The organism is Leptospira perolatii (assembly GCF_002811875.1).
Classification (GTDB): domain Bacteria; phylum Spirochaetota; class Leptospiria; order Leptospirales; family Leptospiraceae; genus Leptospira_B; species Leptospira_B perolatii.
In genome coordinates, this window is record NZ_NPDZ01000001.1 from 212,771 (window position 1) to 237,813 (window position 25,043).

The 25,043-nt window shown below is 40.3% G+C and carries 22 protein-coding genes; 14 read left to right on the top strand and 8 right to left on the bottom strand.

Features of this window, described 5'->3' with window-relative positions:
* The first annotated feature begins 18 nt into the window (after positions 1-18).
* Together CH373_RS00995 and CH373_RS01000 are read left to right on the top strand one after the other, a co-directional pair.
* The gene (locus CH373_RS00995) at positions 19-1,470 is read left to right on the top strand and encodes an NADH-quinone oxidoreductase subunit G (RefSeq protein WP_100712069.1); all 1,452 of its coding nucleotides are present in this window, start codon (positions 19-21) and stop codon (positions 1,468-1,470) included.
* Complete coding sequence (locus tag CH373_RS01000) at positions 1,457-1,984, top strand: NuoI/complex I 23 kDa subunit family protein (RefSeq protein WP_100712070.1); 528 nt, start codon at positions 1,457-1,459, stop codon at positions 1,982-1,984. The genes CH373_RS00995 and CH373_RS01000 overlap by 14 nt, the downstream gene beginning before the upstream one ends.
* Here CH373_RS01000 and CH373_RS01005 read toward each other — a convergent pair whose 3' ends face one another.
* Positions 1,985-2,251 carry a DUF433 domain-containing protein gene (locus CH373_RS01005; RefSeq protein ID WP_100712071.1) on the bottom strand — a complete coding sequence of 89 codons (267 nt, stop codon included), beginning with the start codon at positions 2,249-2,251 and terminating at the stop codon, positions 1,985-1,987. It abuts the gene before it with no gap.
* A 321-nt stretch (positions 2,252-2,572) separates the two neighbouring features.
* Here CH373_RS01005 and CH373_RS01010 point away from each other — a divergent pair, with 321 nt between their 5' ends.
* Both CH373_RS01010 and CH373_RS01015 read left to right on the top strand, forming a co-directional pair.
* Positions 2,573-3,103, top strand: a complete 531-nt coding sequence (locus CH373_RS01010; RefSeq protein WP_100712072.1) for an RNA polymerase sigma factor — start codon at positions 2,573-2,575, stop codon at positions 3,101-3,103.
* A gap of 2 nt (positions 3,104-3,105) precedes the next feature.
* Positions 3,106-3,978, top strand: coding sequence for a hypothetical protein (locus tag CH373_RS01015; protein ID WP_100712073.1), 873 nt, complete (start codon positions 3,106-3,108; stop codon positions 3,976-3,978).
* Positions 3,979-4,114: 136 nt separating this feature from the next.
* Here the strand turns inward: CH373_RS01015 and CH373_RS01020 are convergent, their stop codons facing one another.
* The 5 genes from CH373_RS01020 to CH373_RS01040 all read right to left on the bottom strand — a co-directional run bounded on the left by CH373_RS01020 (position 4,115) and on the right by CH373_RS01040 (position 7,441).
* On the bottom strand, positions 4,115-4,321 hold the full coding sequence (locus tag CH373_RS01020) for a hypothetical protein (RefSeq protein ID WP_100712074.1): 207 nt from the start codon (positions 4,319-4,321) through the stop codon (positions 4,115-4,117).
* Positions 4,322-4,495: 174 nt separating this feature from the next.
* On the bottom strand, positions 4,496-5,356 hold the full coding sequence (locus CH373_RS01025) for a hypothetical protein (protein WP_100712075.1): 861 nt from the start codon (positions 5,354-5,356) through the stop codon (positions 4,496-4,498).
* Positions 5,353-6,027 (bottom strand): SAP domain-containing protein, encoded by a 675-nt coding sequence (locus CH373_RS01030; protein ID WP_243393200.1) that lies wholly within the window; start codon positions 6,025-6,027, stop codon positions 5,353-5,355. Before CH373_RS01030 ends, CH373_RS01025 begins: the two co-directional genes overlap by 4 nt.
* 169 nt (positions 6,028-6,196) lie before the next feature.
* Complete coding sequence (gene fabG / locus CH373_RS01035; RefSeq protein WP_100712076.1) at positions 6,197-6,946, bottom strand: 3-oxoacyl-ACP reductase FabG; 750 nt, start codon at positions 6,944-6,946, stop codon at positions 6,197-6,199.
* Positions 6,947-7,015: 69 nt separating this feature from the next.
* Positions 7,016-7,441 (bottom strand): MarR family winged helix-turn-helix transcriptional regulator, encoded by a 426-nt coding sequence (locus tag CH373_RS01040; RefSeq protein ID WP_100712077.1) that lies wholly within the window; start codon positions 7,439-7,441, stop codon positions 7,016-7,018.
* 296 nt (positions 7,442-7,737) lie between these two features.
* On the opposite strand from CH373_RS01040, the gene CH373_RS01045 reads away from it, so the two are divergent.
* On the top strand, positions 7,738-9,192 hold the full coding sequence (locus CH373_RS01045) for a hypothetical protein (RefSeq protein ID WP_100712078.1): 1,455 nt from the start codon (positions 7,738-7,740) through the stop codon (positions 9,190-9,192).
* Between the two features lie 51 nt (positions 9,193-9,243).
* Here CH373_RS01045 and CH373_RS01050 read toward each other — a convergent pair whose 3' ends face one another.
* Complete coding sequence (locus CH373_RS01050) at positions 9,244-10,695, bottom strand: flavin-containing monooxygenase (RefSeq protein ID WP_100712547.1); 1,452 nt, start codon at positions 10,693-10,695, stop codon at positions 9,244-9,246.
* A 213-nt stretch (positions 10,696-10,908) separates the two neighbouring features.
* On the opposite strand from CH373_RS01050, the gene CH373_RS01060 reads away from it, so the two are divergent.
* The 6 genes from CH373_RS01060 (at position 10,909) to CH373_RS01090 (ending at position 18,646) form a co-directional block, all read left to right on the top strand.
* Complete coding sequence (locus tag CH373_RS01060; protein ID WP_100712080.1) at positions 10,909-12,051, top strand: AI-2E family transporter; 1,143 nt, start codon at positions 10,909-10,911, stop codon at positions 12,049-12,051.
* A gap of 15 nt (positions 12,052-12,066) precedes the next feature.
* Positions 12,067-13,002, top strand: a complete 936-nt coding sequence (locus CH373_RS01065; protein WP_100712081.1) for a CPBP family intramembrane glutamic endopeptidase — start codon at positions 12,067-12,069, stop codon at positions 13,000-13,002.
* A gap of 112 nt (positions 13,003-13,114) precedes the next feature.
* A complete protein-coding gene (locus tag CH373_RS18605) occupies positions 13,115-13,309 on the top strand; it encodes a hypothetical protein (RefSeq protein ID WP_165778752.1) in 195 nt (64 codons plus the stop codon).
* Positions 13,310-13,397: 88 nt separating this feature from the next.
* A complete protein-coding gene (locus CH373_RS18545; RefSeq protein ID WP_125169844.1) occupies positions 13,398-13,625 on the top strand; it encodes a hypothetical protein in 228 nt (75 codons plus the stop codon).
* Between the two features lie 88 nt (positions 13,626-13,713).
* A complete protein-coding gene (locus CH373_RS01080) occupies positions 13,714-15,189 on the top strand; it encodes an NAD-dependent succinate-semialdehyde dehydrogenase (RefSeq protein ID WP_100712084.1) in 1,476 nt (491 codons plus the stop codon).
* 247 nt (positions 15,190-15,436) lie between these two features.
* On the top strand, positions 15,437-18,646 hold the full coding sequence (locus CH373_RS01090; RefSeq protein WP_100712086.1) for a SpoIIE family protein phosphatase: 3,210 nt from the start codon (positions 15,437-15,439) through the stop codon (positions 18,644-18,646).
* Here the strand turns inward: CH373_RS01090 and CH373_RS01095 are convergent.
* Complete coding sequence (locus CH373_RS01095) at positions 18,643-19,101, bottom strand: OsmC family protein (RefSeq protein ID WP_100712087.1); 459 nt, start codon at positions 19,099-19,101, stop codon at positions 18,643-18,645. The genes CH373_RS01090 and CH373_RS01095 overlap by 4 nt on opposite strands.
* Before the next feature lie 248 nt (positions 19,102-19,349).
* Here CH373_RS01095 and CH373_RS01100 point away from each other — a divergent pair, with 248 nt between their 5' ends.
* From CH373_RS01100 to ilvC, 3 genes are all read left to right on the top strand, one after another.
* Positions 19,350-20,912, top strand: coding sequence for a methyl-accepting chemotaxis protein (locus CH373_RS01100; RefSeq protein WP_243393201.1), 1,563 nt, complete (start codon positions 19,350-19,352; stop codon positions 20,910-20,912).
* A gap of 94 nt (positions 20,913-21,006) precedes the next feature.
* Positions 21,007-23,799 (top strand): PP2C family protein-serine/threonine phosphatase, encoded by a 2,793-nt coding sequence (locus CH373_RS01105; RefSeq protein WP_100712548.1) that lies wholly within the window; start codon positions 21,007-21,009, stop codon positions 23,797-23,799.
* Between the two features lie 69 nt (positions 23,800-23,868).
* Positions 23,869-24,870, top strand: a complete 1,002-nt coding sequence (ilvC, locus tag CH373_RS01110; RefSeq protein ID WP_100712089.1) for a ketol-acid reductoisomerase — start codon at positions 23,869-23,871, stop codon at positions 24,868-24,870.
* Positions 24,871-25,043 lie beyond the last annotated feature (173 nt).

Genomic DNA, 25,043 nt, shown 5'->3' on the forward strand with positions numbered 1-25,043 from the left:
TCGAACACGGGGGGCCGAGTGGTCAAGATAAAGATAGACGGGATCGAGTACGAAGTCGATGAGAGAAAGAATCTCATTTCCGCCGCGAAGGATGTCGGCGTAGACATTCCTTATTTTTGTTATCATCCAAAACTTTCCGTAGTAGGCATGTGCAGAATGTGCCTGATTGAAATCGAAGGAATTCCTCGCTTGCAGGTCGCCTGCAATACGAAAGTCACCGAAGGCCTGTCAATTGTGACAAAAAGCGAACGAGTGATCGAAGCAAGAGAAGGGACGATGGAATTTCTACTCGCAAACCATCCTCTTGATTGTCCAGTTTGCGATAAAGCGGGAGAATGCCAGTTACAGGATAATGCATTTAATGAAGGCAAAGGGAATTCCAGATTTACGCTTCATAAGCGCAATATTCCGCAAGAGGAAATTGGCACGAATCTAATTATCAACCATAATCGATGCATTGTATGTTATCGATGCGTTCGATTTGAGGAAGAACTTGTCGGAGAATCCAACCTTGGGCTTTTTGAGCGAGGCTATCATTCCATCATAGGTCTGGCGAAAGAAGATCCGATCGCTCATAATTATCAGGGAGCACTCGCGGACATTTGTCCTGTAGGAGCTCTTCTAAATCATAAAACATTATTCAAATCAAGGGTCTGGTGGTACAAATCTGAGGAATCCATTTGTCACGGATGTAGTACTGGCTGTAAGACATTTACGAATGTTCGCGATAACAAAATGTACAGATACATGCCTAGGATGGACGAAGAAAAGGACCAATACTTTTTGTGCGACAAAGGCAGATTTGATATCGACTGGTTAAATCAAAACAGACTATTTTCTTATTACGACCAGGGAAAAAAATCTACGAGCTCTGAAGTACTCTCCGAACTAGCGACCAAGATCCAAAAAGCAAAGAAAATTCTCGTTTTAGGCGGGGCCCACGAATCTAACGAAAATATTCAAAGAATATTGGATTCTCTTAATAAGCTAGGAGTTCCTTTCGAAACTGAAGCACGGGTTTCCGAAGTCCAATATAAGGAGCCTGAGCAGGTGGATTTTCTTTATACAACCGATCTTCGCCCGAACACCCGCGGTTGCGTCGATTCTGGATTTGTTTCTAAATCTGGAATGGATTCTTTGCGAAATGCAATTAAGAATGACGAATACGATATCCTGTTCGTAATAAAAGAAAGCTTAAGTTCGATATTTAAAGAAATCCCTACTCCAAGCAATGTAGTTCACTTTCATACGAACGAGACCCAAGATACGGCTCTTGCTTTGTATTCGATTCCAATTAAGGCGTTTGCAGAACAAAGTGGAACCTTTACAAATAAACTAGGATGGAAGCAAGAGTTCTCACAATCGATGCAACCTCCTAAGGGTCTGCTTTCTTCGGGAGAAGTTTTCAGCGAGTTCGTTGCGAAAGCGGCAAGTGCCGGAAAAAAGGAGGCAGCCCTTGGCAACAATTAACGTAGTCAATGTTGCACAAAAAGCAAAGCTCAACTGGTTTCAAAGACTGTACTTTTATGCAATCGCTAGAGGCCTTTGGATTACAATTAAACATTTTTTTAAAGCAGCCTTTCTAAAGGGCGCGGTAACAATCGAATATCCAGAGAAGAAAAGAAAATATTCCAGTCGCTTTCGCGGAATGCACAGCATGAAAAGAGATGAACTTGGAAGAGAGCGATGCACAAGTTGCTTTTGTTGTATGTGGGTTTGTCCCGCAGATGCAATTTATATAGAAGCCGGTCAAGTTACTCCAAACATTCAGCATTTGCACCCGGAAGATAAATTTGCAAAGAAATTCGAAATAGATTTATTGCGATGTATTTTTTGCGGTCTTTGTGAAGAGGCGTGCCCGAAGGGAGCAATCTACCTGGACGGTCCTGGTGAAATGGCCGCTGACAATCGGGAAGATTTGATTCTGACTAAAGAGAGAATGATGGAAAAGATTGGCGGACCTATCATCGGAGAGAGGACCTAGTCAGGATGCTTTGTCCTCGGAAAAGGTGGAGTGAAGCGCCTTTTCTAAAAGCGGTGAATGCAGTTTTTTGGACGCGTAAATTAAACAAGCCTTTACGTCGTCGCTAGAGAGCTCGGGATATTCTTTTAGAATATCAGAAATTCCGAATCCAAGTAAAATCCGATCGATAATTTCTAGTACTCGAATTTCAGTCCCTTTGATTACGGGCTTTCCTCCGCACACTTCGGGGCTCGATACAATTCTTGATGTGATTCTTTCTTCGTTCATCTATGTTGATTAGACATTTTAGATCAAAAATTTTTGACCGCTTAATTTGAACCGTTTTTCCGGATCTCTAGATAGTTTCACAAAATCGGAAAGTAATCTTTCAAAAATTAATCACAAAGGATTATATCAGAAATTCTAAACAATTCTGGCAAAGTGCGGATTTCACTCGTCAGCTTTCGAATTGTTCGGCGTGCTCGACCGGGCTAAGTTCACGTCTAAGAATTGACCAATGCCGAAAAATGAGCTTAATTTCTGCTTCCGTTCCATCGGTTTATCCTGAAAATTGCAAGAATCCAGGGTAATATTCCCGGTTTCGCAAGAATGAGTGGTCTTACACCTCAAGAATTTTCAAATCTTTACGACCGTAGTAGAAATACTGTATACCACTTTTTGCTTAAATTATCTGGTAATCCTGATCTAGCGGAAGACCTGACTCAAGAAACATTCCTTAAGGCATTTGAAGTAATGGATCGATTTGATCCAAACCGCGGAGCCTTCTCTTCTTGGTCGTGTACGATTGCAAAAAATCTCTATTTTAAACACTTCAATCGTTCGAAAAAGGAAGTAGGGAACGTCTCAATCAATGTAGAGAACTTTCCGGAGCTATCAGGCGGGTCATTTGACGATCCACTTGAAATTGAAAAAAATTCTATCAATTCTGCATTAAAAGAAGCGATTTCAAGTCTTCCCGAACCGGAAAAAAGTATAATACTTTTGAAGGAGATTCAGAAAAAGACACTCAAAGAAACTGCTGAAGCTTTGCATATATCAGAGCGAACCGTTAGTAGAAGACTTTTAAGTGCTTTCAGAATTCTTCGGACCTTTCTAGAGAAACAAGGGATCCAAATATAGAGATGGGCATCGGAACTTCAAATAAGGATAAATTTGAATCTTTACTGGAGAAATTTCTTTCTGATACGTTAGGTAGCCAGGGAAAGAAGGAACTCCTAGAAATTATTATTAATAATCCTGAATTTGCAAAAGAGTATCAAAAATTAGCGAAGCTAAAATCCATTTTGGAATCACAGAGCGATCCTCTATCCCAGGAATTTCCTCAGGAAAAAAAGACAGGAATCGTATTATCATTTCCTAAATCATACGGTTATCTTTCCGCCGCAGCATTGGTTCTGCTTTCCTTTGGCGGTTATTACTTATATTGGAATTCTACTGAAACAGAGAACGAAAGTCAAAAATTGGAATTTGCCAAAGGATATTCGGCTCAGGATAATCTTAGCTGGAAAGATCTTTCTCCCGAAAATGCAGAAGGTCTTAAGAAAATTGAGAACTCAATCAAAGAAAGCAAGAATTCCAAACAAAATGGAAAACTGGATGAAACTTTAATCAAAAGCCTGAAGCCACATGTGGACTCCTTACCTAAAGATCCATTTTTGATTTCTCCTAAAGAGCTCAAGAATTCTCTTAAAAAAATTCTTCCGGATGAAAAAGCGGATATAGAGAGAAAATTTGCTTCTATGGTCCGTTTCCCATTAAAGGATCTCAAGGAAAGAGAGAAATTAATGGAATTGGTCAAGAAAATAGATAAGACTTCTGCAACCGATTTACTGAAAGAAAAGACGCAACCAGAGGTTCGTAAGGTTCTTTATCTGAAGGAAGGCGCAATCGAAAAGGGCTTTGTTTACCAAGAAGATGGTTTTTACGTAGTTTTAAAGCCGGATGGAAACTTGATTCTACCAATCGATTCTGTCGAAAAAATCGAAACAGAATAGATTCCTCTTAAATAAGTATTCTATTTCAGAAAACTTAGTTCGGATGCATTTTGAAAAATTGCTATTGATTCGAATGTAGAGAGCCTGAACGCAAATGGATTCAATTGCATTCAGGCCTTCGAAAGGAAGGTAAAGGTTACGATTTTTTCCTCGTAAAGAAAAATAGAGCTGCACCGCCTACAATCAATCCTACCCGAATGATCCAACCGACTGTCATTCCCCAATTGTCGATCCACATAAGAATCTTAAGATTATAATCTATCAAGCTAAGACCCGACGAGGCTAGACCTGCGATGCAGATAAATCCACCAACTCCGGATAAACGTTCTTTCAAAGAATCCATTACTTGCTCCTATTGTATTTTCCCTTAATGGGGAATAAAGGATTACAGTTCGCAGAACGAATTTCTACTATAAAATCAAGGTTTAGAGTAAAAAGTTTCAACCCAAAGTTATCAAAAACTTATTGAGGTCGTTTGTTTCGATCCAGGGCAAACCAAGTTTAAGTACCTGTCTGATTACTTTTTTAGGAATATCTTATAGTGAAGATGCAGTACCTGCCATCGAAACAAAAACACTTTATGTTCTGCTCGCAATGTTCCTTCGAAGTCAACGAATACATGGATAAATTCATGAAAGGAAGGAAGATATCGAATCCAAGCGTCCCCTTTTCGATTAAATACGAAAAAGTAAAAGCCACTCTCTCCGAATTTTTTTCCTTTTGAAATAAGCTTCAGGCTTCCATCAGGCAAAATTTCTGGCTTGAGAACCACTGTTGCATTTCCATTAGGCAGAGGAAAAATGACTCGTACAAAAGTACTTCCACTTTGATTTTTCTGAACGGAGTAGATCCCACAGTACAAAACATTTCCGGTTCCTTTCAAGTGACGCAGCCAAAACACGAGATTCTCAGTCTGATCTTTATTCTTCGTCAGCAAAATCACTTTGCTATTCATGCCGTAACAGGTGTCTAGAGCATCGAGAGGAAGATTCATTTGTTGCAATCTTCTCGAAAAAATGGTCGTTAGCAACCAAGCAAACGGCTGAAAGATTCCAGTCCACTTTGCCCAAACATCCATATCGTAATTCGAAGTGTGTTCGTAGAAATTGCGTACTTTCGGATCCATTCTTTTCACTTCTGCGGAATTATGGAAAAGGTCTTTCATGTTAGGGATGATTCCGCTTGCCTTTTTCGGAATATGAACTCGATAACCGTTCTCCTTTGCAAACTTATGGATAAACCCTTCTCCTATGATTTCCGAATCACCAGAAGGACCGAACAACCAGTTCCATTCTTTTGAATGCTGAATCCTTTTGCCAGTTAGCTTGACCCAAAGTTGAGTGCTTAAATCAATCCAATGGTTTTTGCCTTTGCTCATTTTTTTGAAACCGTTGTTTTAGGAAGATTAGATATTTTAAATACATCCTTCTGGAACTCAATGAGTAAATCAGAAACATATTTTTTGCTGCCGGGCCGATCTCTTAGTTTTGCCCAAAGAAAAGCGGCTACCTCTAGTTTATTTTTGAGATCCTTGGTTTTAGAATCCTTGTGAAAGTCTTTCACAAATGTATTCCATCTTAGGACTCGATCGTCCGGCGTAATTTTGGTCGGTGGATTTTCATAAATTTTCAAAAGATCTTTGACAGTTAACTTCGTATTCCCTTGTTTTTCGGCCTCGCGAACTGCACGCGCCATATACATAGTAAAATTAAATTTTTTTAATCCGTAGTGATTTCGGCAAAATTCTCTAAAAATAGAATCAAATCGAATTCCCTCTGGCAAAATTTTTGAATTCAAGGTGATTTTTGTTGGTCTAGATTTGCTTCGACGTTGCGACGCTTTTACTTTGGATTCATCCTCCTTGTTGGTTGTATATTTTCGATTGGATTGAAGGTAAGACTTTAATCGATTTTCCATTTCAACTTTTGACCCATGAGCAGGAATTCCTTCTTCTTTGCAAATTTGAGCCAACTCTTCTCGATACCAATAATGTATTTCAAATTCTTCTCTAGTTTTGATCTTAGAAAAGTGAGGTCTTTTTTTTATCAATGTATATAGCCTTTAAAGATTGAATTCAACAGACTGGATTTTCAAAATAAATTTTCACTTTCTAGGGTTGTTATCATATGAAACAAATTTCCTAGCAAATTACAAATAAGATTTTTGTAGCTTAATTCAGATTGTAGTATTCTCGCATGCCCGTGATCTTACTCATCCATTAAAATCCAATCATCATACCTCCATCCACTCTCAATACAGCTCCGGTAATCCAATCCGCTTCATCCGAAGCAAGGAATCCTACAGCAGAGGCAACGGCCTCTTCTGGATTACGATTTATTTTTAAGGGAATAGTTTCGGAGATTGATTTTCTCACTTCTGCAGGAACTTTCGCGGCGAATTCGTTGTCAATGAAACCCGCAGCAATGCAATTCACAGTAATGTTTCTGGAGGCAAGTTCTCTCGCCGAAGTTTTTGTCAAAGCAATCAAGCCTGCTTTTGCAGCTGAATAATTGGCTTGTCCTGCATTTCCGTAAAATCCGGAAACGGATCCGATATTGATAATTCGCCCTTTCCTCGCTTTGCTCATGAATTTTGCGGCTGCTTGAGTTCCGAAGAACGCACCGGTCAAATTCACAGAAAATACTTCCTGCCACTTCTCTTCGTTCATTCTTAAGAGTAAGTCATCTTGAATCACTCCCGCGTTGTTGATCCAAATATCTAGTCTGCCTGTGGTGTTAAATGCATATTCGGATAGTGATCTAATATCCTCCTTTAATCTTACATCGCAGACTTTCCCCGAATGCAGCCCTTTTGAATGTTTGCGTAATTCCAGTATTGTCTCCTCGATTTTTTCGCTCTCTAAGTCGGAAACGATTACATTGCACCCTTGTCTTGCAAAGTAAATCGCTGTCGCTTTGCCTATCCCTCTTGCCGATCCCGTAATCACCGCGGTTAAATTATCAAACATACAAACTCCTTGATTATTTCGATGTCGAAATAAATTACATTTGCTTTTTAAAAATACTTCATTCAGTTTTCAGTTAAGATTTGAGTGTATAATGGAAAGCAAGCGCATGAATTCTTCTTTCTCAGGATTGGAAAATCCTTTGAAAAGCGCAGAAAGAGTTTTTCGCGAGGCTTTTGTAACTGCATTGGTTGCGGCCTTTCCCTTTTCGGTTAATTCCGCCAGGAAAACTCTTTCATCTTCTATCGACTGTCGGCGCTTTACGTAACCCAGCGACTCCATCTTGTCTAGCAAAGTGGTAATCGTAGAATTTGTTCTATCCAAAGCATCAGCTAAATCGCTCATAGTTACAGGCCCGCTTTTGGATAGCGCAAATAACACTCCTCCATGGGCTGGAGCGATATCCTGTATCCCTTGTCGTTCCATTTCCACTGTTAAGTGTTTCTGAATTCGATCTCTCGTTCTCGAAAGTAAGTGAATCACATAATCCGCTTTCATATTATTTAGACATCGAAATAAATGCTTCGGTGGTTTGCCAAGAGTTTTTTCTTAATATTTATTTGGCCAAATTTATTTTTTTGAGGAAATCAATTCGCGACAACAACGGAATGATATGCATTTTTAAGACTATGACAGTCACGTTAATCGGAATGAAGCTGCATATTTTCAATTTTTTGCCTTCCGTATTCTTGCTGTGACCTGATAGGACTAATAGGTTCCGTTAGTCGTAATATTATTGAAAGAAATTTCTTTCCTTTAGAATTGACTATAAAGAAAGCATCCGTGTCTCGTTTATGAAGTTAAAGTTTTCAATTTTTCTGCTCTTTTTCTCGCAACTAATTATCTCCTGTGTGGCCAAATCCTACAATCCGTCTGATAAATCTTCGAAAGCAAATTATGAGCTTGAGTTTCTTAGATGTTTAAACAACGAACCTGGATCTTTTTGCTATTGTCCGATGGATGATTACGTTACATTTGTGGGAGGAATCGGAACGCAATACGGATCTGCAGCTGTGCAACTCGACGACAAATCCATTTTGGTTGCGGGGGCTACGAATTCGAATTTCGGTTCACCAATCGTAGGTTATACGGGAGGAGATGATATTTTCCTAGCTAAGATTGGAATCGATGGAAGCATCTTGTGGAATACGATGCTCGGAAACTCTTTAGAGGACGAAAATACTTCGAATGTTGTAAAACTGAGTAACGGACTGATCATAATTGCGTCCAATTCTCTTAACCAAATTGGACAGAATGTTCTTCGAGCTCATCCTTCTAGTGGAACATATTATGATTCCTTTATAGCACTGTACGATTCTGTTTCCGGCCAGAACATCCTTACAAATTATTTACCGAATGCCGATAACAATGGGGTAAGTCAGTTTATTAGAACGAATGATGGAGCAGGCGTGTTCATCACGGGAAATGCGAATCAGAATTTTTCCCAAGGGAATCTAGTATTGAGCCACTCTGCTAATTTGCTCATACCGGAACCTTACCTCATGCGTGTAGATTCTGCTGGAAATATTCTGTGGCAAACTTTCTTTTCCAGCGGAGTTAGTAATATAAATACTAGAAAAATTTATGAAGATCTTTTGGGGAATATTTATCTGACAGGAGACGCTAATACTCAATTTGGTTCGCCCGTGAATCCACATTCTGGAACGAATGATTCTTTTATTATCAAGTTCTCGGCATCAGGGGTATTGCAATGGCTTACCTTTTTTGGAGTAAATGCGCCTACCCAAGTAGAAACGACTTACGATATCCTTGAATTGAATGGTTCACTGTTTATTTCCGGAGGATTCCTGGGGAATTTTGCACCGAATCCGGTCAGAAGTTATTCCGGAAATGCAAACGGAGACGTAGGACTTCTGAAGTTAAATTTACTTACGGGACAGCTAGAAGCTCATACTTTTATAGGATTTGTATCCCAAAGTTCAATAACTACATTACAAATTACGAAAGAAGGAAATATTAGAGGGATCGGACAATCAGATACTGCATTTGGGACTCCCGCTACTCCTTTTAACGGTGGAACCGATGGTCTTATCTTTGATTGGAAATCTGACCTAAGTTATTTTGCCCACGGATATTTTGGTACTAGCCAATCGGAATCAGTCATGAACACTGCAGAACTATGCAATCGAGGTCGAATGATTATAGGAAGCGGACTCCAGGATTTCGAAAACGTAAAAGTTCATCATTCTACATCACTTTCTGATGCCTTTCTGAAGGCTATTCACTAGGAATCAAATTCTTATCTAGAATTTGATTCATCTAAAAAAGGGATGTCGATTTCAAGTTTTTGCAAGTGAACTTTTCTTTCTTTGCTTTAAAGATTTTCTATCGTGAAAGAACTGAGGTCTGTGCTTCGAAACACTCTTTTTTTCCGCTTTGGCTTCAATCGGAAGTAAGTGTCCTGATTTAGCTGCTTTTTTCCTGCCTCTCTTTAGCTCCTTTTGCATTCCGTACAGAAAGTCTTCGAAGTCAACTTGCATGGTGTGTCTTGCTGAGCTTACATACCTTTTTCTCATTTTGGTTTCATAAGATTTAATATGCCTTTCCATTTCGGCAATCGATGGAAAGCTATAGTTGCCGGTAAGATACTCGGATATCCACTTTCCCTGAAATTCAGCTAAAGGCATTACAGCTCCTAGCGGCTGGTATAGTCCTACAAAAAATAGATTTGGTATCTTTGGCAAAATCGTCCTGTGGAACAGAGGCAGATGATTTTCGATTACATCTATAAAATTCGGCTGAAAGAACGGAAACTTGACGTCATATCCTGTGCAATAGATAACTGCGTCCGCTTCCTCCTCCGTACCATCGGAAAAACGTATGCGATTTTCCTTATATTCTTGTATGACAGGTTTGTATTTTATATCTCCCCTTCCGAATCTTACGAGTATGTCCTGCGACACTGTAGGATGAGCTTCACCTATTCTATGATCCGGTTTAGGAAGTCCAAAGTCTTCCATTTTGCCGACTCCGATTCTAAGAAGTATAGAGAATAAAAGTCTCTTAATCCAAAGGGGAGTTCCTGGAGGAAGCTTATTTGAGGATTTGTCCAGTGGTTTTCCGAAAAGATAATTCGGGATGATCCATGCTCCTCGCCGAGAACTTAAGAAGACTTTTTGCGCTACACCTGGACGACAAAGTTCGACTGAAATATCCATGGCGCTATTTCCGATTCCAAGTATCACAACTTTTTTTCCTACTAAGTTGATAGGATGCTCTGGATCGACATAGTCATGAGAGTGCATTATTTTTCCGTGAAACTTTCCCGGAAATTCAGGCTTTGGCCAGCGCGGAGACCAATGATGACCATTTGCTACGATAACCGCATCATAGAATTTTGAATCACCTTTGTCGGTACTTACTAAAAATGTACCATCTTCTTGAGGTGTAACTCCCGCAACTCCGGTTTTGAACTTAATATTTTTTCGAATTCCGAAGTGATTTACGTAATCCAAAAAGTATTTTTGGATCGGTTCGTGATTGGGATAATCCGGATACCAATGAGGCATTGGGTAATCTGAATACTCCATTCTTTCCCGATGAGTATTGATATGCAAAGACTTGTAGATATTACTCATCCCATTGTCGTTTTTGAAACGCCAATTTCCGCCTATTTCGCTTCCCTTTTCGTAACAATCAAAAGGAATTTTCTTATCTTGCAATGATTTACAGACAGTAATACCGCTAGAACCGGCACCGATCACGCACACTTTCGGTAGATTTGTTGTCACTTCGTCCCTGCCTATGAAAATTATTCTTTCATAATGAACTATTGATTTCACTTAACAATTTAGGTAGGTCAATAAGAAAAAGTGATTTCATTCCTTTATGTGGAGATCGTTTTCCCGGCTACGGCGGTTTTGGTAAATCTGCGGGTTCAGCGAAACCTGCTGTTGCTTTAAAAAAACATTGGAGTTTTTCTGCGGGGAAGGAATTCTCAAAGGATGAAAAAAGTTAAGCTCAATACCGATAGAGCCAATAGTCCAGCGAATCGCAAAACTTTACCTTATAGTACGGCTGAATGGATCGGATTTCTTTTCCTTTTATTATTAAGTACTAGTTTGCTTTTTTACATGGCCTGGTCCTTTCTTTCTCCCATCCTATTTGCGGGAATTTTTGCAGGGTCCTGTTTTCCGATGCTTAATTTTATTTCAGAAAAAACCGGTTGGAAAAGATGGATTTCTGCGGCAATCGTTCTGATCATACTTTGCTTAGTTATTTTTTTACCGAGCATTTATGTGGTCGTGCGTTTATCAAAAGAAATATTAAACGTCTATGCAAACTTACAAGCGGTGATTACGGAAAAAAATATTGAGGAGTTATTATTCGGAGCAAATTGGTTTGCCGATCTGATGTCTAAGTTTTTTCAGTTTATAAACCAGGAGTATTCTCGAGAAAATCTGCAAAAAATTGCCTTGGACGGACTTTCGGCTTTAAGTTCGGGATCTTTGCAAATGGTGAATTCAGCAATCAGTAATCTATTTCAGTTCTTCTTTCAATTTTTCTTAATGCTGATTGCGCTCTTCGGAATCTTGCTGAATGGTCCAGAGCTGAAAAGTTTTATATTCAGATTTTCTCCGATTCGCGACGAAGACGAACAGGAAATTCTAGATCGCTTCAACCGGATGAATTATGTTACGATTGTGCATAATGGAATCGCTGCACTAATACAAGGAATCGTTGCTGGGCTTGGGCTTTGGGTTGCAGGAATTAGCTCGGTAATGTTATGGACAGTACTAATGATCATACTAGCGTTATTGCCTTTCGTTGGAATTGCGGTAGTTTATGTTCCGGCCTGTATTTACTTAGCTATCAAAGGGCAATTCGTAGCGAGCGCCATCTTATTTGTTTATTGCACTGCGATTTCAGTTCTCGTAGAAAATTGGTACAAGCCGACATTTATGGCAAAGGGAATTAGCATAGACGGTTTTTTGGTCTTCTTCAGCATAATCGGAGGAGTCACAGCATTTGGAATGGCAGGGGTGTTTTATGGACCCTTGGTCTTAACAGTTTTTTTGACCGTCGCGAGTTTATATATTAAAAAATATGAAAGTTCCCTCGTAGCTAAAAAAGAAAAAGTTAAATAGGAGAAAAACTAAAAGATGAAATTAATTAAGGATTCGTTAGGAGACTTTTTTGAAGGAAAGAAAGACTATTTCATTTTTGCGCTAGTGTTATTCGTTTTCCTGGTTTGCTGGCTCTTTAACTACGCTTTTCTCTTCGTTCCAAAGGTTACCGACTATTACAAAGGTGGTTTTGGAATTTTAGTGTTCTATTTTATTTTTTACCTTTTCGGTATGGTGCTAATTCTTCCCACAGTTTGGTTGGCATACGGCAGAAAAGAAAACTCATGGAACATACAAAATATCATGCTCTTGTTCGGCGGATCAGTTGTCCTAGTGTTCGCAAGTGGTGCGCGGATTAACAACTTAGCATTGGTAAGTTTTGCTTCCGAAGAAAATATCCGAATCGGAATGCTGATTATTAACTATGTATCTAATATTGCCATTTACCTGGCTCTCCCTGTAATCTGGTTTTTGGCAAAGAAGGAAGATCCGGATAGATTTTTAGGGTGGAATCATCTACCGAATATTAAACAAATATTATTTATTATTGCGATGATTTTGCCTTTGGTGGCAGTGGCTTCTTTTTCGCCTTCTTTCCTTTCTGTCTATCCTCGATTTACGACCAGATATCCGTTCGGTTTGGATTACAATCCTCCCTTTTACTGGATTCTGGCATTTGAAATCGCGTATGGATTCGGATTTGTTGCACTTGAATCCTTTTTTCGCGGCCTTTTGGTTTTTCCTTTAGCATCCAGGATAGGTTCCAAACAGGCCGTTTTGCTGATGTCTTTCCTGTACGGTTTTTTGCATTTTACGAAACCTATGTTCGAAGCACTTGGTTCGTTTTTTGGAGGATTCGCTCTTGGAATGATCGCGCTTAGAACCAGATCGGTGTTAGGTGGGATCATGATACACGTTGCCGTTGCTTGGTCTATGGAACTGTTCGCATTTCTCCAAGCGGGCTTCAAATAGATTTAATCTTAAGCGAAGATTAATTCTTTGATCCATTTTACTCCTAAAAAAGCGTACCAAGAGGAAGCTGTCCTGCGAGAGGCGTTCTTCAATTTTACTCCCGAGGCTCTTTATGGTGCATCCTTTCGAGAATGGTTCCTTAGAGGCGGTTGGACTTCCAAATACATTTCATATTCCTTATTTGATGAAAGACGCATTGAGCGACTATGAGGGAAAAGTAGATCTGTTCTTCCTGTTTGCGAATGAATCTGTACTGGATTTTTATCCAAAATTCGGATTTCGTAAAATCGAAGAAACTATTTTTTAGAGCCCAGCTTCCAGTTCAAAAAACATCGTATTCTAAGTTGGAATGGAGGCAGTTGAGCATTGATAAGAGAGAAGATTGGGATTTGCTAATGAAAACAATTTCTGAGGCAAAACCAATTACTAAAACTCTTACGGAGGCTTTAGACAGTCTTAATTTTGGCGATTGCGATGAGATACCAGTCGGATTTACTCCGGAAATACTGAAAACCAAAACTCAAACAATCCCAGAAAAGTTAGATTCTCCTCTTTTTGTCCGCGGAGATTTTCCGATCGAGAAGAACGTTTCTTTTAAGTTTCCGATTTTGGCACAAACATGAACTGCAAAACGGCTTGATTTTAGATCGAAGCGGGTTGAAACTATTTTCCGCTCGATATAATATTTTCTTTTTCTAAATTTCCGAACTTATGGAAGAAACAATCACTTCTCCAAACTTTGCGCATTCCTCCCTTTTTCGAACAAGCTGTTATTACCTTGGGCATTGGAAGTCCTACGAAAAAACAATTTCAGTGATCGATCCTGCGACCGGGGAGACAATCGGTACTGTGCCTAATTTACCTCGAGAGGAAATTCGCAAAGCAATCGATTATGCCTTTCTCGAACAATCCAAATGGTCAAAGACCACTGGCAAAGAAAGAGGAAAGTATTTGAGAGCCTGGTCAGAATTGATGCTAAGGAACAAAGACGACTTGGCAAAAATTATGACTTGGGAACAAGGCAAGCCTTTGGCCGAATCGATTGGAGAGATTGAATATGCTGCATCCTATTTGGAATGGTTTAGCGAAGAGGCGAAGAGATCTTATGGTGACATCATTCCGACCCATAGAAATGACGTGCGACTATTGTCTTGGAGAGAACCGATCGGTGTTTCCGGATTCCTAACTCCTTGGAATTTTCCTTCATCTATGATTACCCGAAAGGCCGGAGCGGCTTTGGCAGCTGGTTGTGTTGCGATTTCCAAGCCTTCTGAAATTACCCCTTATTCTGCTTTGGCACTCGCAGTTTTGGCTCAAGAAGCAGGAATTCCCCCTGGAGTATTTCAAGTTGTCACCGGATTTCCGGAACATATCGCTGATGAATTTTTAGAGAATCCGAAAATGAAAAAGATCAGCTTCACCGGATCTGTAAGAGTCGGAAAACTTCTCTTGGAAAAAGCAGCTCCAAAAATGAAAAGACTCTCTTTAGAATTAGGAGGAAATGCTCCTTTTATTGTATTCAGTGATGCTAATATACAAGATGCAGTCAAAGGCGCAGTCCTTTCTAAGTTTAGGAACACTGGACAAACCTGCGTTTGCGCGAATCGATTTTTGGTGCACGAAAAAGTTATCTCGGAATTTTCGCAGTTATTGGTAAAAGAAGTTTCAAAACTAAAAGTGGGAAATGGATTTGATGAAGGAATCCAACAGGGGCCTTTGATAAACGAAGTGGGCTTCAAAAAGGTCAAGAATCATGTGGAGAATGCAGCCAGCTTGGGTGGAAAAATTCTCACCGGAGGAAAACCGCATTCACTTGGTGGAACTTTTTTTGAACCAACAGTAATCTTGGGAGTTCCTACCACAGCACTCTGCTTTCAAGAAGAGACCTTTGGTCCGGTTGCACCGATTTGCAGTTTCAGAACAGAGGAGGAAGCAATTCACATTGCGAATAATACGAATGTGGGCCTCGCTTCCTACATTTACGGTCGAGATCATGCTCTTATTTGGAGAGTTTCAGAATCAATAGAATCTGGGATGGTGAGCGTAAATGAAGGGATACTCTCGACCGAGCAGGTTCCGTTTGGTGGAGTCAAGGATTCAGGGATGGGACGAGAAGGATCGAAATATGGAATGGAAGAGTACCAGGAACTAAAGTATATTTGCTGGGGAGGTCAAAAAAAGATCTAGTCCGAAAATTGCTTAAGTCTGAACGTCCCATTTACCGAAAATGTTTTGGAAGTAGTTTTTTCCTTAAATACATATACTACTTCTGTTTGATTTCCCCGAGCTAGAGTGTATAAAATCTTGAGCGCAAAAATCGGCTGAGCATTTGTCGTAGAAATTATGATGGATCTCCTACTTAGCAGATTATTCGAAAAAACCTTCAATTTTAGCAAGGGATTGCTTCGTCCAATGCTCTCTAGGCCATACTGAAATGGAGACCTTCTATTTAAATTTTTACTTTTTTGGCTCACTACTGGCCAGTTTGTTTTCTCTATATGTCTCCATGTTCTTCCTTACGATCAGAGACAGAAGTGGAGCTGCTTTTCACCTAGGGTTGTCCTGCTTTTCTACCTTTATCTTTCACCTTGGATATGCCACCGGTTTCTTATCTTACGATGAATGGACAATTGCTCACAGATGGTTAGTAATCCCGGCGCCTATGATCGGGTTTACGCAAGTTTTTATCTTCTTCTTCTATTTTCCAAAACCCAGAAATGTAAAGTTAGGATTCATAATATACGTTCTTATGTATGTAGGCGTTGCAATTTGCACCGGCGTATACGTTCTTAGTGCGCTCAACTCTACAAAAACTTATATTTTAGGAAGCCACTATTGGGACTTTAACGCCTACTTATTTTACCAACTTTTCGCCTTGCTTGCCCTTCTTTACATTACCGCGTTTCTGGTCGCGGGTATTTGGCGTTCAATTGTAGAAAAAGGGAAAGAGCGACGCTCCGTAATCTACATCACACTCGCCTATTTTTTGATAACTGCCATCCCCGCTACAATGAACGCGCTCAGCCGCGATGGAACTGTTACTAGGGCGGCCTATCAGCAGACGGCTGATTTAGCACTAGTGGTTGGTCTGTTTTTGATTCTACTCATTTACGTTAACGCGACGAAAGAGAGAACTACGATCTTGAGTAGAATCGTGGGCGTTACCATGGCCACTTTCTTGCTCGTATTTCAACTTGTTGGTTATACGATTCTCAACGGATACGACTCTTCCTATGATCAGATAAAGACTCGCGAAACAAGACTTGCGGTTCTGCAGGGAGAAGAGCCAACTGGATTTTCCTATATAGTCTCATATGACCCTGCATCGGATTCGTTTACGAGTGAAAAAGGAAAAAAGGATCCCAGAACTGTAAAAGATGACCGCCTTGAACTGCGATTATTTTATTATAAAAATCTAATTTGCAAAATTGGCTCGCTTCCCGCATCCGAGCGTTGGAGTAAAAGTGAAGAATTGCTGGAATCCGCTCCAAAAGAATTCTCTGCCTACAAGGAGGGCATAAAAGAATTTCTGAAGTCGAAAGGATCCGAAAAAATATCGGATGCTCAAATGCTGGATTTCTTCAAATTCTTGGAAAAGAAATTACTCGTTGTTCGAAGCAAATTCAATTATCTTCCTAAGAAAAGCGACCACGACGCTGTGTTCAAATTGTTGGTAACAAAAGAGCACGGATTATCAGCAGTCTTGAACAATGCCCAAAAGAGAATGGCACCTTTATTTGAAAAAGGAAAGACCGAGGAAGAAATCTCCGAAACATTCCTAAACTATCTTGCCCCCCTTCGAGGTGCTGAAGAAAGAATCTATAAGGGAGCCAAATCCTTTAAATCAGGCGATGCAAAACCGGAATTCTACGTGGCATACTACTTTGTGCATCCGAGCAACGGAAAGATATACGAAGTCGGCTTTGAGTATAAAACTCTGAGAGCCTTCCTACATGCACCATCTCTTGTGTTAGTAATTTCTCTGATTTCTGTGATGATGATCGTTTTGGTTGGATTTAGATTCTTTTTCCAGAATGCGCTGATCTCCCCAATGGACGAAGTTGTCGTCGGTTTGACGGAAGTGAATTCCGGAAACTTAGATTATCGCCTAACACCGAGAGTCGAGGACGAGATCGGTTTTATTGCTCGTTCGTTTAATAGAATGGCTAGATCGATCCAGGCAGCCAGAAAACGCCTGCAACAATATGCAGAAGGCCTGGAAGAGAAGGTCAAAGAAAGAACCAGAGAGTTAGAGCAGACATTAGCAGAAGTGCGCGAACTCAAGCAACAACAGGACGGGGACTACTTTCTTACCGCTCTATTGATAAAACCTTTAGGTTCGAATAAGGCAGTAAATGAAAACGTAAAAGTCGATTTCTTGTTGGAGCAAAAGAAGAAATTCACTTTCCGCAGATATACTGATGAAATAGGCGGAGACCTTAACGTTTCCAATCATATTTCTCTTCAAGGACGATCTTATACTGTCTTTATGAATGCCGATGCAATGGGTAAATCCATGCAGGGTGCCGGCGGTGCCTTGGTGCTGGGTGCAGTTTTCGAATCGATTATTGAACGTACAAGAATTGTCGAAAGCATGAAGAATCAGTCACCGGAGCGGTGGTTGAAAAATGCGTTTACCGAATTGCACAAAGTGTTCGAGAGCTTTGACGGATCAATGTTAGTTTCGTCGGTTATCGGATTGATAGACGATGATGTTGGTATATTATATTATATTAATGCAGAGCATCCTTGGACTGTTCTGTATAGGGACGGGATTGCTAGCTTTATCGAAGAAGATTTGATGTTCAGGAAAATCGGAACGACCGGAATGGAAGGCAGCATTTTTATAAAAACTTTCCAACTTGAACCTGGGGACGTAATTATTGCAGGCTCCGACGGTCGGGACGATATCCTAATCGGTGTCGATGATGTCGGGAACAGGATCATCAACGATGATGAGCTTTTATTTTTAAGAGCTGTGGAAGCCGGAAAGGGAGAACTTTCAGAAATTTATAAAGTAATTACTGGTCGCGGTCATTTGACGGACGACCTCTCAATGATCAGACTTTCTTATAAGGAAAGTGATCAGGAACAAAGAAGAATCGAATTAGAGCATAAAGTAAAAATAAAGGAACTTCTTAAAAGAGCAAAGGAGACAGCGAATCACAAGGACGTAGAAGAGGCGATTTCATTTTTAGAACAAGCCGAAAATCTGGACAGTAGAATTCCGGAAGTAAAGAAGAACTTTGTCCGATTATTTCTTAAAATAAAAGATTACGGAAAAGCAGCACTTTACGCGGAAGATTATCTGAATATGAAACCGGTGGATAAGGAAATCCTTTACGTAGCTTCTTTTGCAGCAAGAAAAGCCGGACAGCTACGTAAAGCACTCGATTTCGGAGAACGACTAAGATTAAGAGAACCGGAGCATCTAAAAAACTTGATGAACTTAGCTCAGATATATATTGCGCTCAAGAATTACGAAAGGGCCATGATGATGACTCAAACCGCGTTGCGCATTGACCCTGAAAATGAAGCAATTATCAAGATAAGGGATGTGCTCGAAAAATACTGGAACCAAAGAACTGATAGCGAAAAAGAAGATATCAAGCATAAAAGTGAAGCAGAAGACGATTACCTCTAATTTGCAATCTCTGGGTGGATCACTACTTGAGATTTGATCGAATTTCCTATAAAGCAGTTTTTATGGGATAGTTCGTGCAAAGATCTTAATTCCTCCATATCTGGAACCTTATCCGAAGAGAACTTTGTTCTCGGATATAGATCAATTTTAACGATCGATAATTTACCTTCGGGATTTTTCTCTAGGGTTGCTACAGCTGCGTCAGAGTATTGCAAGATAGTAAATTTCTTTCTCGCCGCTACTGCCAAGAAAGTAAGCAGATGGCAACTGCATAGCGCAGCGGTAATGAGTTCCTCAGGATTTGCGTATTCTGCTTTCCCAAAATAGGTAGAAGTTGCGGAAGCTAAAATCTTTCTTCCGCCTTCGAACGAAATCTCGTGCGTTCTATCATAGGTTTCGTAAGTGAATTCCTCCGTGCCTTTTTGCCAGTTAATACGAATTTTGTGTTCGGACATAGTTGCTTCCTTGTATGATCGTTCTTTACAAAAGTTTGATGGCTGTCTTTGAAACTTAGCCCGCTTTAAGCAGCGATTAGAGGTTCAAGAGTCTATAACTTTTGGCACAAGCTATTATAAGAATAACGTAATTGTGTACAATTTTCCATTTTTCGTCTCTCAAAAAAGGGTCGATTTGCGTCGGTCGAAAAGTTTTATCGTGAGCAATCCTAGATACTTATGAGTATCCTTTTAAAGGATCAGTATTGATGCAAAAAACAAAATCAGAAATCATAGCGGCAACCGGACCGATTACTATAAATAGAATCCGATTTGGATTGACCTTTCTCTATTTCGCTTCTATAGCGATCGGTCTAGAGAGAAGCACCTTCTTTCAGAATGCAATGTATATTTCCGGGACTTGCTTTATGCTCGGATATTCTCTTTACTCTTTTTATAAAAATAGGAGGGGAGGAATTTCGCCTTTTCTGGGTAAAACGTTTATTATTACGGATGTCGTTATTCTCGGTTTAGTGATGATCGGCGCTACGAGCGAAAATCCAGAAAATGCCTCCGTGGTGATTCGCCAGGTTGTTCTCTATACAATAAATATAATCTATATTGTTTATGCTGGACTGCTGTTATCTCCTTCTTTTGTGATTTGGATCGGTGTCCTTGCAAGTGTTGTACAATCAGTTGTAACATATAATGCGTACCTAACTGGTGTCGTTTTTACGGAAGACATAAAGGTGGTGAATTTTCCCGGATACGCACCGATGTCCGAGCATATAACAAAGATCGCATTCTTATTGACTTGTGCATTCATTGTAAGATCGGTTATTCGAATCTTCTCCGAGCTAAAAAAAGCTGAGGAAGAAAAAATCGCGGCAGTTGAATCTTCTAGAAAGAGCGTCGAAGCGAGCAAGCATAGGATGACGAAATCCGCGAGCTCACTGATGGAAAATTCAAAAAGATTAAAGGACTTCTCCACTGAATTGAACGATGTGGTCAACGATCACGCGTCTTCTTTTGAACAAATTAGTTCTACGATGAGAGAGTTCTTGACACAAGCAGGAAATTCTTCTGGTGCAGTGAACGATCAATTCCAAAGAATCGAAGAGCTTTTACATGAGAGCAATTCGCTAAAGACTTTGATCGAAAAGATATCTACATTCTCTACGAGTTTGAATACCAGCATGGAGATCGTAAAGGATGTATCTAAAGTAGTTACAGACTTCGTGGAAGAACTCAAAACATCTTTAGATTCGTTAGGTGATTCTTTTCGTTCGGTCGGCGAAGTGAATCAGATTATGTCTGAAGTTGCGGACAGAACAAACCTGCTTTCGTTGAACGCATCCATCGAGGCAGCTCGTGCAGGCTTAGCCGGCAAAGGCTTTGCAGTTGTAGCCCAGGAAGTTTCGAAACTTGCATTTAGTAGCGCTGAGAATGCGAGTCGAATTTCGAAGATTATCGATGACAGTTCCAGTCATGTTCAAAAAGGACAAAGAACTGCCCAGACTGCATCCGGAAAAGTAAAAGAACAAGATTTACTCTTTGAGAATTTCTCTCTGCGATTTGATCAATTAAATTTATTATTGATAGAACAAAAATCAATCAATGACGGATTTTTAGAAAGTTTAGCAAAATTGCGAAATCGATCGTCGGATATTGAAAGCGCAGTAAAGGAGCAGCACTCGGGAGCGGGTTCCATGATGCAGTTAGTTTCGGATTTAAAAACATCCATGGACTCGCTGCTGAATAAAAGTGAGCTACTAATAGAGACGATTCACGTTTTAGAGGACGAAGCTAAAACTCTTTCTTTTGAATCCTAAGTGGAAGAGATTCTGATCACGCGGTCTTCGAGGGCGTTACATTTTTAACACTGCGAATCTTATAAGGAATATTGAATAAAATCAGTATATGCCAATGCTCTATTTCAACTCTTGGGCAATTTCTTATTTAATCTGTTGCATATTTACATTCATTATTTTCGTGTTCCTTGCGACTTTAAAAAACAAAGCTCGTTACACGTCTGCACTTTCGATACAGTTCTGTTTAGTTTTCTTAATTAATCTAGGATTCCTGATTTCCGTACTTTTTCCTTATCCTTGGGCTGCATACCATAGACTATTGACCGGACCATCCGCGATCTTTGGTACGATTTTCCTTTCCGTTTTTTCTTATTTGTATCCTCGCAACGATAGGCCAAGGGAAGCGAGAATCGTACTCAGCATCATGGTGAGCCTCGCTGTCATAAGCGTCGGTTATTTCTTTTATCAAATATTCACAAAGGAAGCCGAGTTTAATTTTGCAGGACAAGCATATAATTTTCCGAAAGGCGTAGGAGAATTCCTCGCGGCTCTGATGCTTTCTTACATAGGGGTCATGTTGTATGTACAGATTCAAAAAATTAGAACTGCAGAATCATCAGAAGAGAGAAAAGCTCTGATTCAAATGTCGCTTTCTTTAGCGATCACGTATCTTGTTCCAGTCCTATCCAATCTACTTTTTCAAAAGGGAGTTATTTCTAGAAACAGTTTTCAGCAACTTTACGTGGGTTTTACTATCATCGGATATTTCACACTTACTATCGTATTTATCAACAATACCGTAGATCGAACTTCCTTCATGACAAAGATAGTGGGAATTACAGTTGTAACCTGTCTTTTGTTTGCTCAGGGGTTCTCAACTATTTTGAATCTTAGAAACGAAAAACTGTTCGATGAAATCAGTTTGAAGGAAGTGAATTCCTTTTCAAAATCAGGAATCGTAGAAGGTACTGATATCTCTCGTATTGTTTCCCTCCCCGATGGATCCCAAAAACCTAAGCTACTTGCAAATCGAACAAATTTAGTTTTAGAATTGAGTGCTCCTTTCGAGAAAATCCTCCTAAATCGAGAAGCAGGTAATTTTCTAAAGAGAATCCCCGAAATTTATCTTTCGGAAGATAAAGAAAAATCCGGAATAATCACACCTACTCCGGAAAGTCTTTTTTACTCTTACTATATCAGAGATGAGAGTGCCGAAAGAACTTTGCAGTTTTCGTTCTCGTATCTTAAATATAGAGAATTCTTGGATGATACAAATCGATGGATTGCTATTTTAACGATCTGCTTGGTTTTGATTATCCTCACTCTTTTTCCTGTATTCTTTAATCGAAGTTTGGTCAAACCGATGAATGAACTAATTCACGGGGTAGGAGAAGTTAATTTAGGAAATCTTTATGTTAAGATTCCGGTTTTGGTGCAGGACGAAATCGGATATTTAAGCGGAGCCTTTAACGGAATGGTGCAGAGTATCTTGGAAGGTCGTACCAAATTAGAAGAATACGCAGATACTCTGGAAGCGAAAGTGGAGGAGAGAACAAAAGAAGTCACCGAAAAAATGGAGGAAATCCAAGCTCTAAAAGTCCAGCAAGACGGTGACTACTACTTAACTTCGCTCTTGAGCCGACCTCTCATGTCGAACCTAAACAGATCCAAATTTGTGAGCACTTCGTTTTATATTGAACAAAAAAAGAAATTCAATTTTAGAAATAAAGATTCTGAACTTGGAGGCGATCTTTGCATCAGCGGTGACCTATTGTTTGGAAACAAGAAGGAGCTTTGGACAGTTTTTCTAAATGCAGATGCAATGGGAAAATCCATGCAAGGAGCCGGTGGAGCTATCGTGCTCGGAACAGCGATGAACAATATATTAACTAGATCCTCCGGAGAAGGCAAGAGCCTAAATGTCAACCCGGAAGATTGGTTAAAGCAAACCTTCCGGGAATTGGACGATATTTTTAGAACTTTCGATGGGGTCATGATGGCATCCGCGATCCTGGGTCTAATCAACGAGAAAACGGGCCAAATGCTTTATTTCAATGCAGAACATCCTTGGGCGGTACTGTTTCGTGACGGCAAATCCTCGTTTTTGGAAAGGGAGCTGACTCTCAGGAAATTAGGCTCTCCTTCTGAAATGAACTTTAGAATATTAGAATATACTTTGAAGCCTGGAGATGTCGTGTTCCTGGGCTCGGACGGAAAGGACGATATCAATATTCTAAAAGATGATGATTCTTGGGCCATGAATGAGGACGAGCATAGATTTTTAGTCTGTGTAGAGAAAGCTTCAGGTGAATTGGACAAGGTAGTGACCAAACTTCACGATTCAGGGATGATTACTGACGATTTATCTTTGATTCGGATCGGATTTCAAGAAAACGGAGTTGGAGAACTGGAGGAAATAAGCACCGCAAATCTGGACGTTGCAAAGAGAAAGTTCATGGAAGCAAAAGCCCTTCTGCAACAGAAAGAATTCTCCACGGCTACGATTTTGCTCGAGGAAGCGCTCCGGGATATTCCCGAGTTTCAAGAAGCTTCTCGTTTGTTGGCTCAGGTGTATTATGATGCAAAAGACTATTCTAATGCCGCGAAATGGTTCCGAAATTTCCTTACTTATGATGGGGATTCCACCGATGTCTGGTTTTTACTTTCTGTTTGTTACAAGTATCTGAAAGATTATACGAATGCGAGCGAAGCCGCGGAGAAGGTGCGTGTTTCTCAGCCTCATAGATTGTCAAATTTGATCAACCTCGCAGACAACTATCGACAGTTAGGCAGACTCTCTGAAGCCAGATCGGTTCTCGACGCGGCGATTTCACTGGACCCTCAGAACTCAGGAGTTCGAAAGCTGGATGAGATATTAAAATCGAAAGGGTACCCACAGGAATTTTAGGTTGTGGAATGGGCCTCTTCCACATGTGCTGTCATAATAACCCTTCGGTAAGACTCGAGGTACTACAAAATGGCCAATATTTATTATGACCAAGACTGTGATCTATCCGTTTTAAAAGGCAAAACGGTCGCTGTCATTGGTTACGGAAGCCAGGGGCATGCACAGGCCCAGAACATGAAGGATTCCGGACTGAAAGTGATCATCGGACTAAAAGACGGATCCAAATCTAAACACGAAGCACAAGAAGCCGGCTTTGAAGTTTACTCTGTAGCAGAAGCTGCTAAGAAAGCAGATATCATTCAGATTTTAGCTCCGGATACTATCCAGGCGGACCTATACAAATCTGAGATTGAGCCGAATTTAAAGGCAGGCGATGCTCTTGTATTCTCTCATGGCTTTAACATTCATTACGATTTTATCCAAGCTCCAAAAAACGTAGACGTTTATATGGTAGCTCCAAAAGGTCCTGGCCATTTGGTTCGCAGAGTGTACGTCGAAGGTGGTGGAGTTCCTTGTCTCATCGCAATTCACCAAGATTCTACTGGTGAAGCAAAGAAAAGAGCACTCGCTCATGCTGCAGGAGTCGGCGGTGGAAGAGCTGGAATTCTAGAAACTTCTTTTAGAGAAGAGACAGAAACCGATCTGTTTGGCGAGCAAGTCGTACTTTGCGGCGGACTTTCGAATCTAATCATGTCCGGTTTTGAAACGTTAACCGAAGCAGGTTATGACCCAGAGATCGCATATTTCGAATGTTTGCATGAAGTGAAATTGATCACCGACCTGATTTACGAAGGTGGCTTGGCTAGAATGAGATTCTCCATTTCGGATACCGCTGAGTACGGAGATTATGTTTCAGGCCCGCGCATTATCGATGCAGGTGTCAAAGAGCGTATGAAGCAAGTGCTCGATGATATTCGTAAAGATAAAGGTGCAAGATTTGCGAAAGCATGGATGGCGGAAACCAAAGCAGGCTATCCTGAATTCAAAAAAATGCGCGAAAAGAATGCGGCGCATCCAATCGAGTCCGTTGGAAAAAAACTTCGCAGCATGATGAAGTGGCTTTCTAAGTAACTCGATTTTCCGCAGTCCCAAAAACCGGGGGCTCCCCCCGGTTCGTTCAAAATAATAGAAAAAAATTCTATGATATAGGAAGGAAATAGGACGGGGCTTTTGCAGCCTGCCGGTTCTTCTTATTACACTCCCTTTTTATAGGAAAACTTAATAAACAGTTCGTCCGTTTTTGC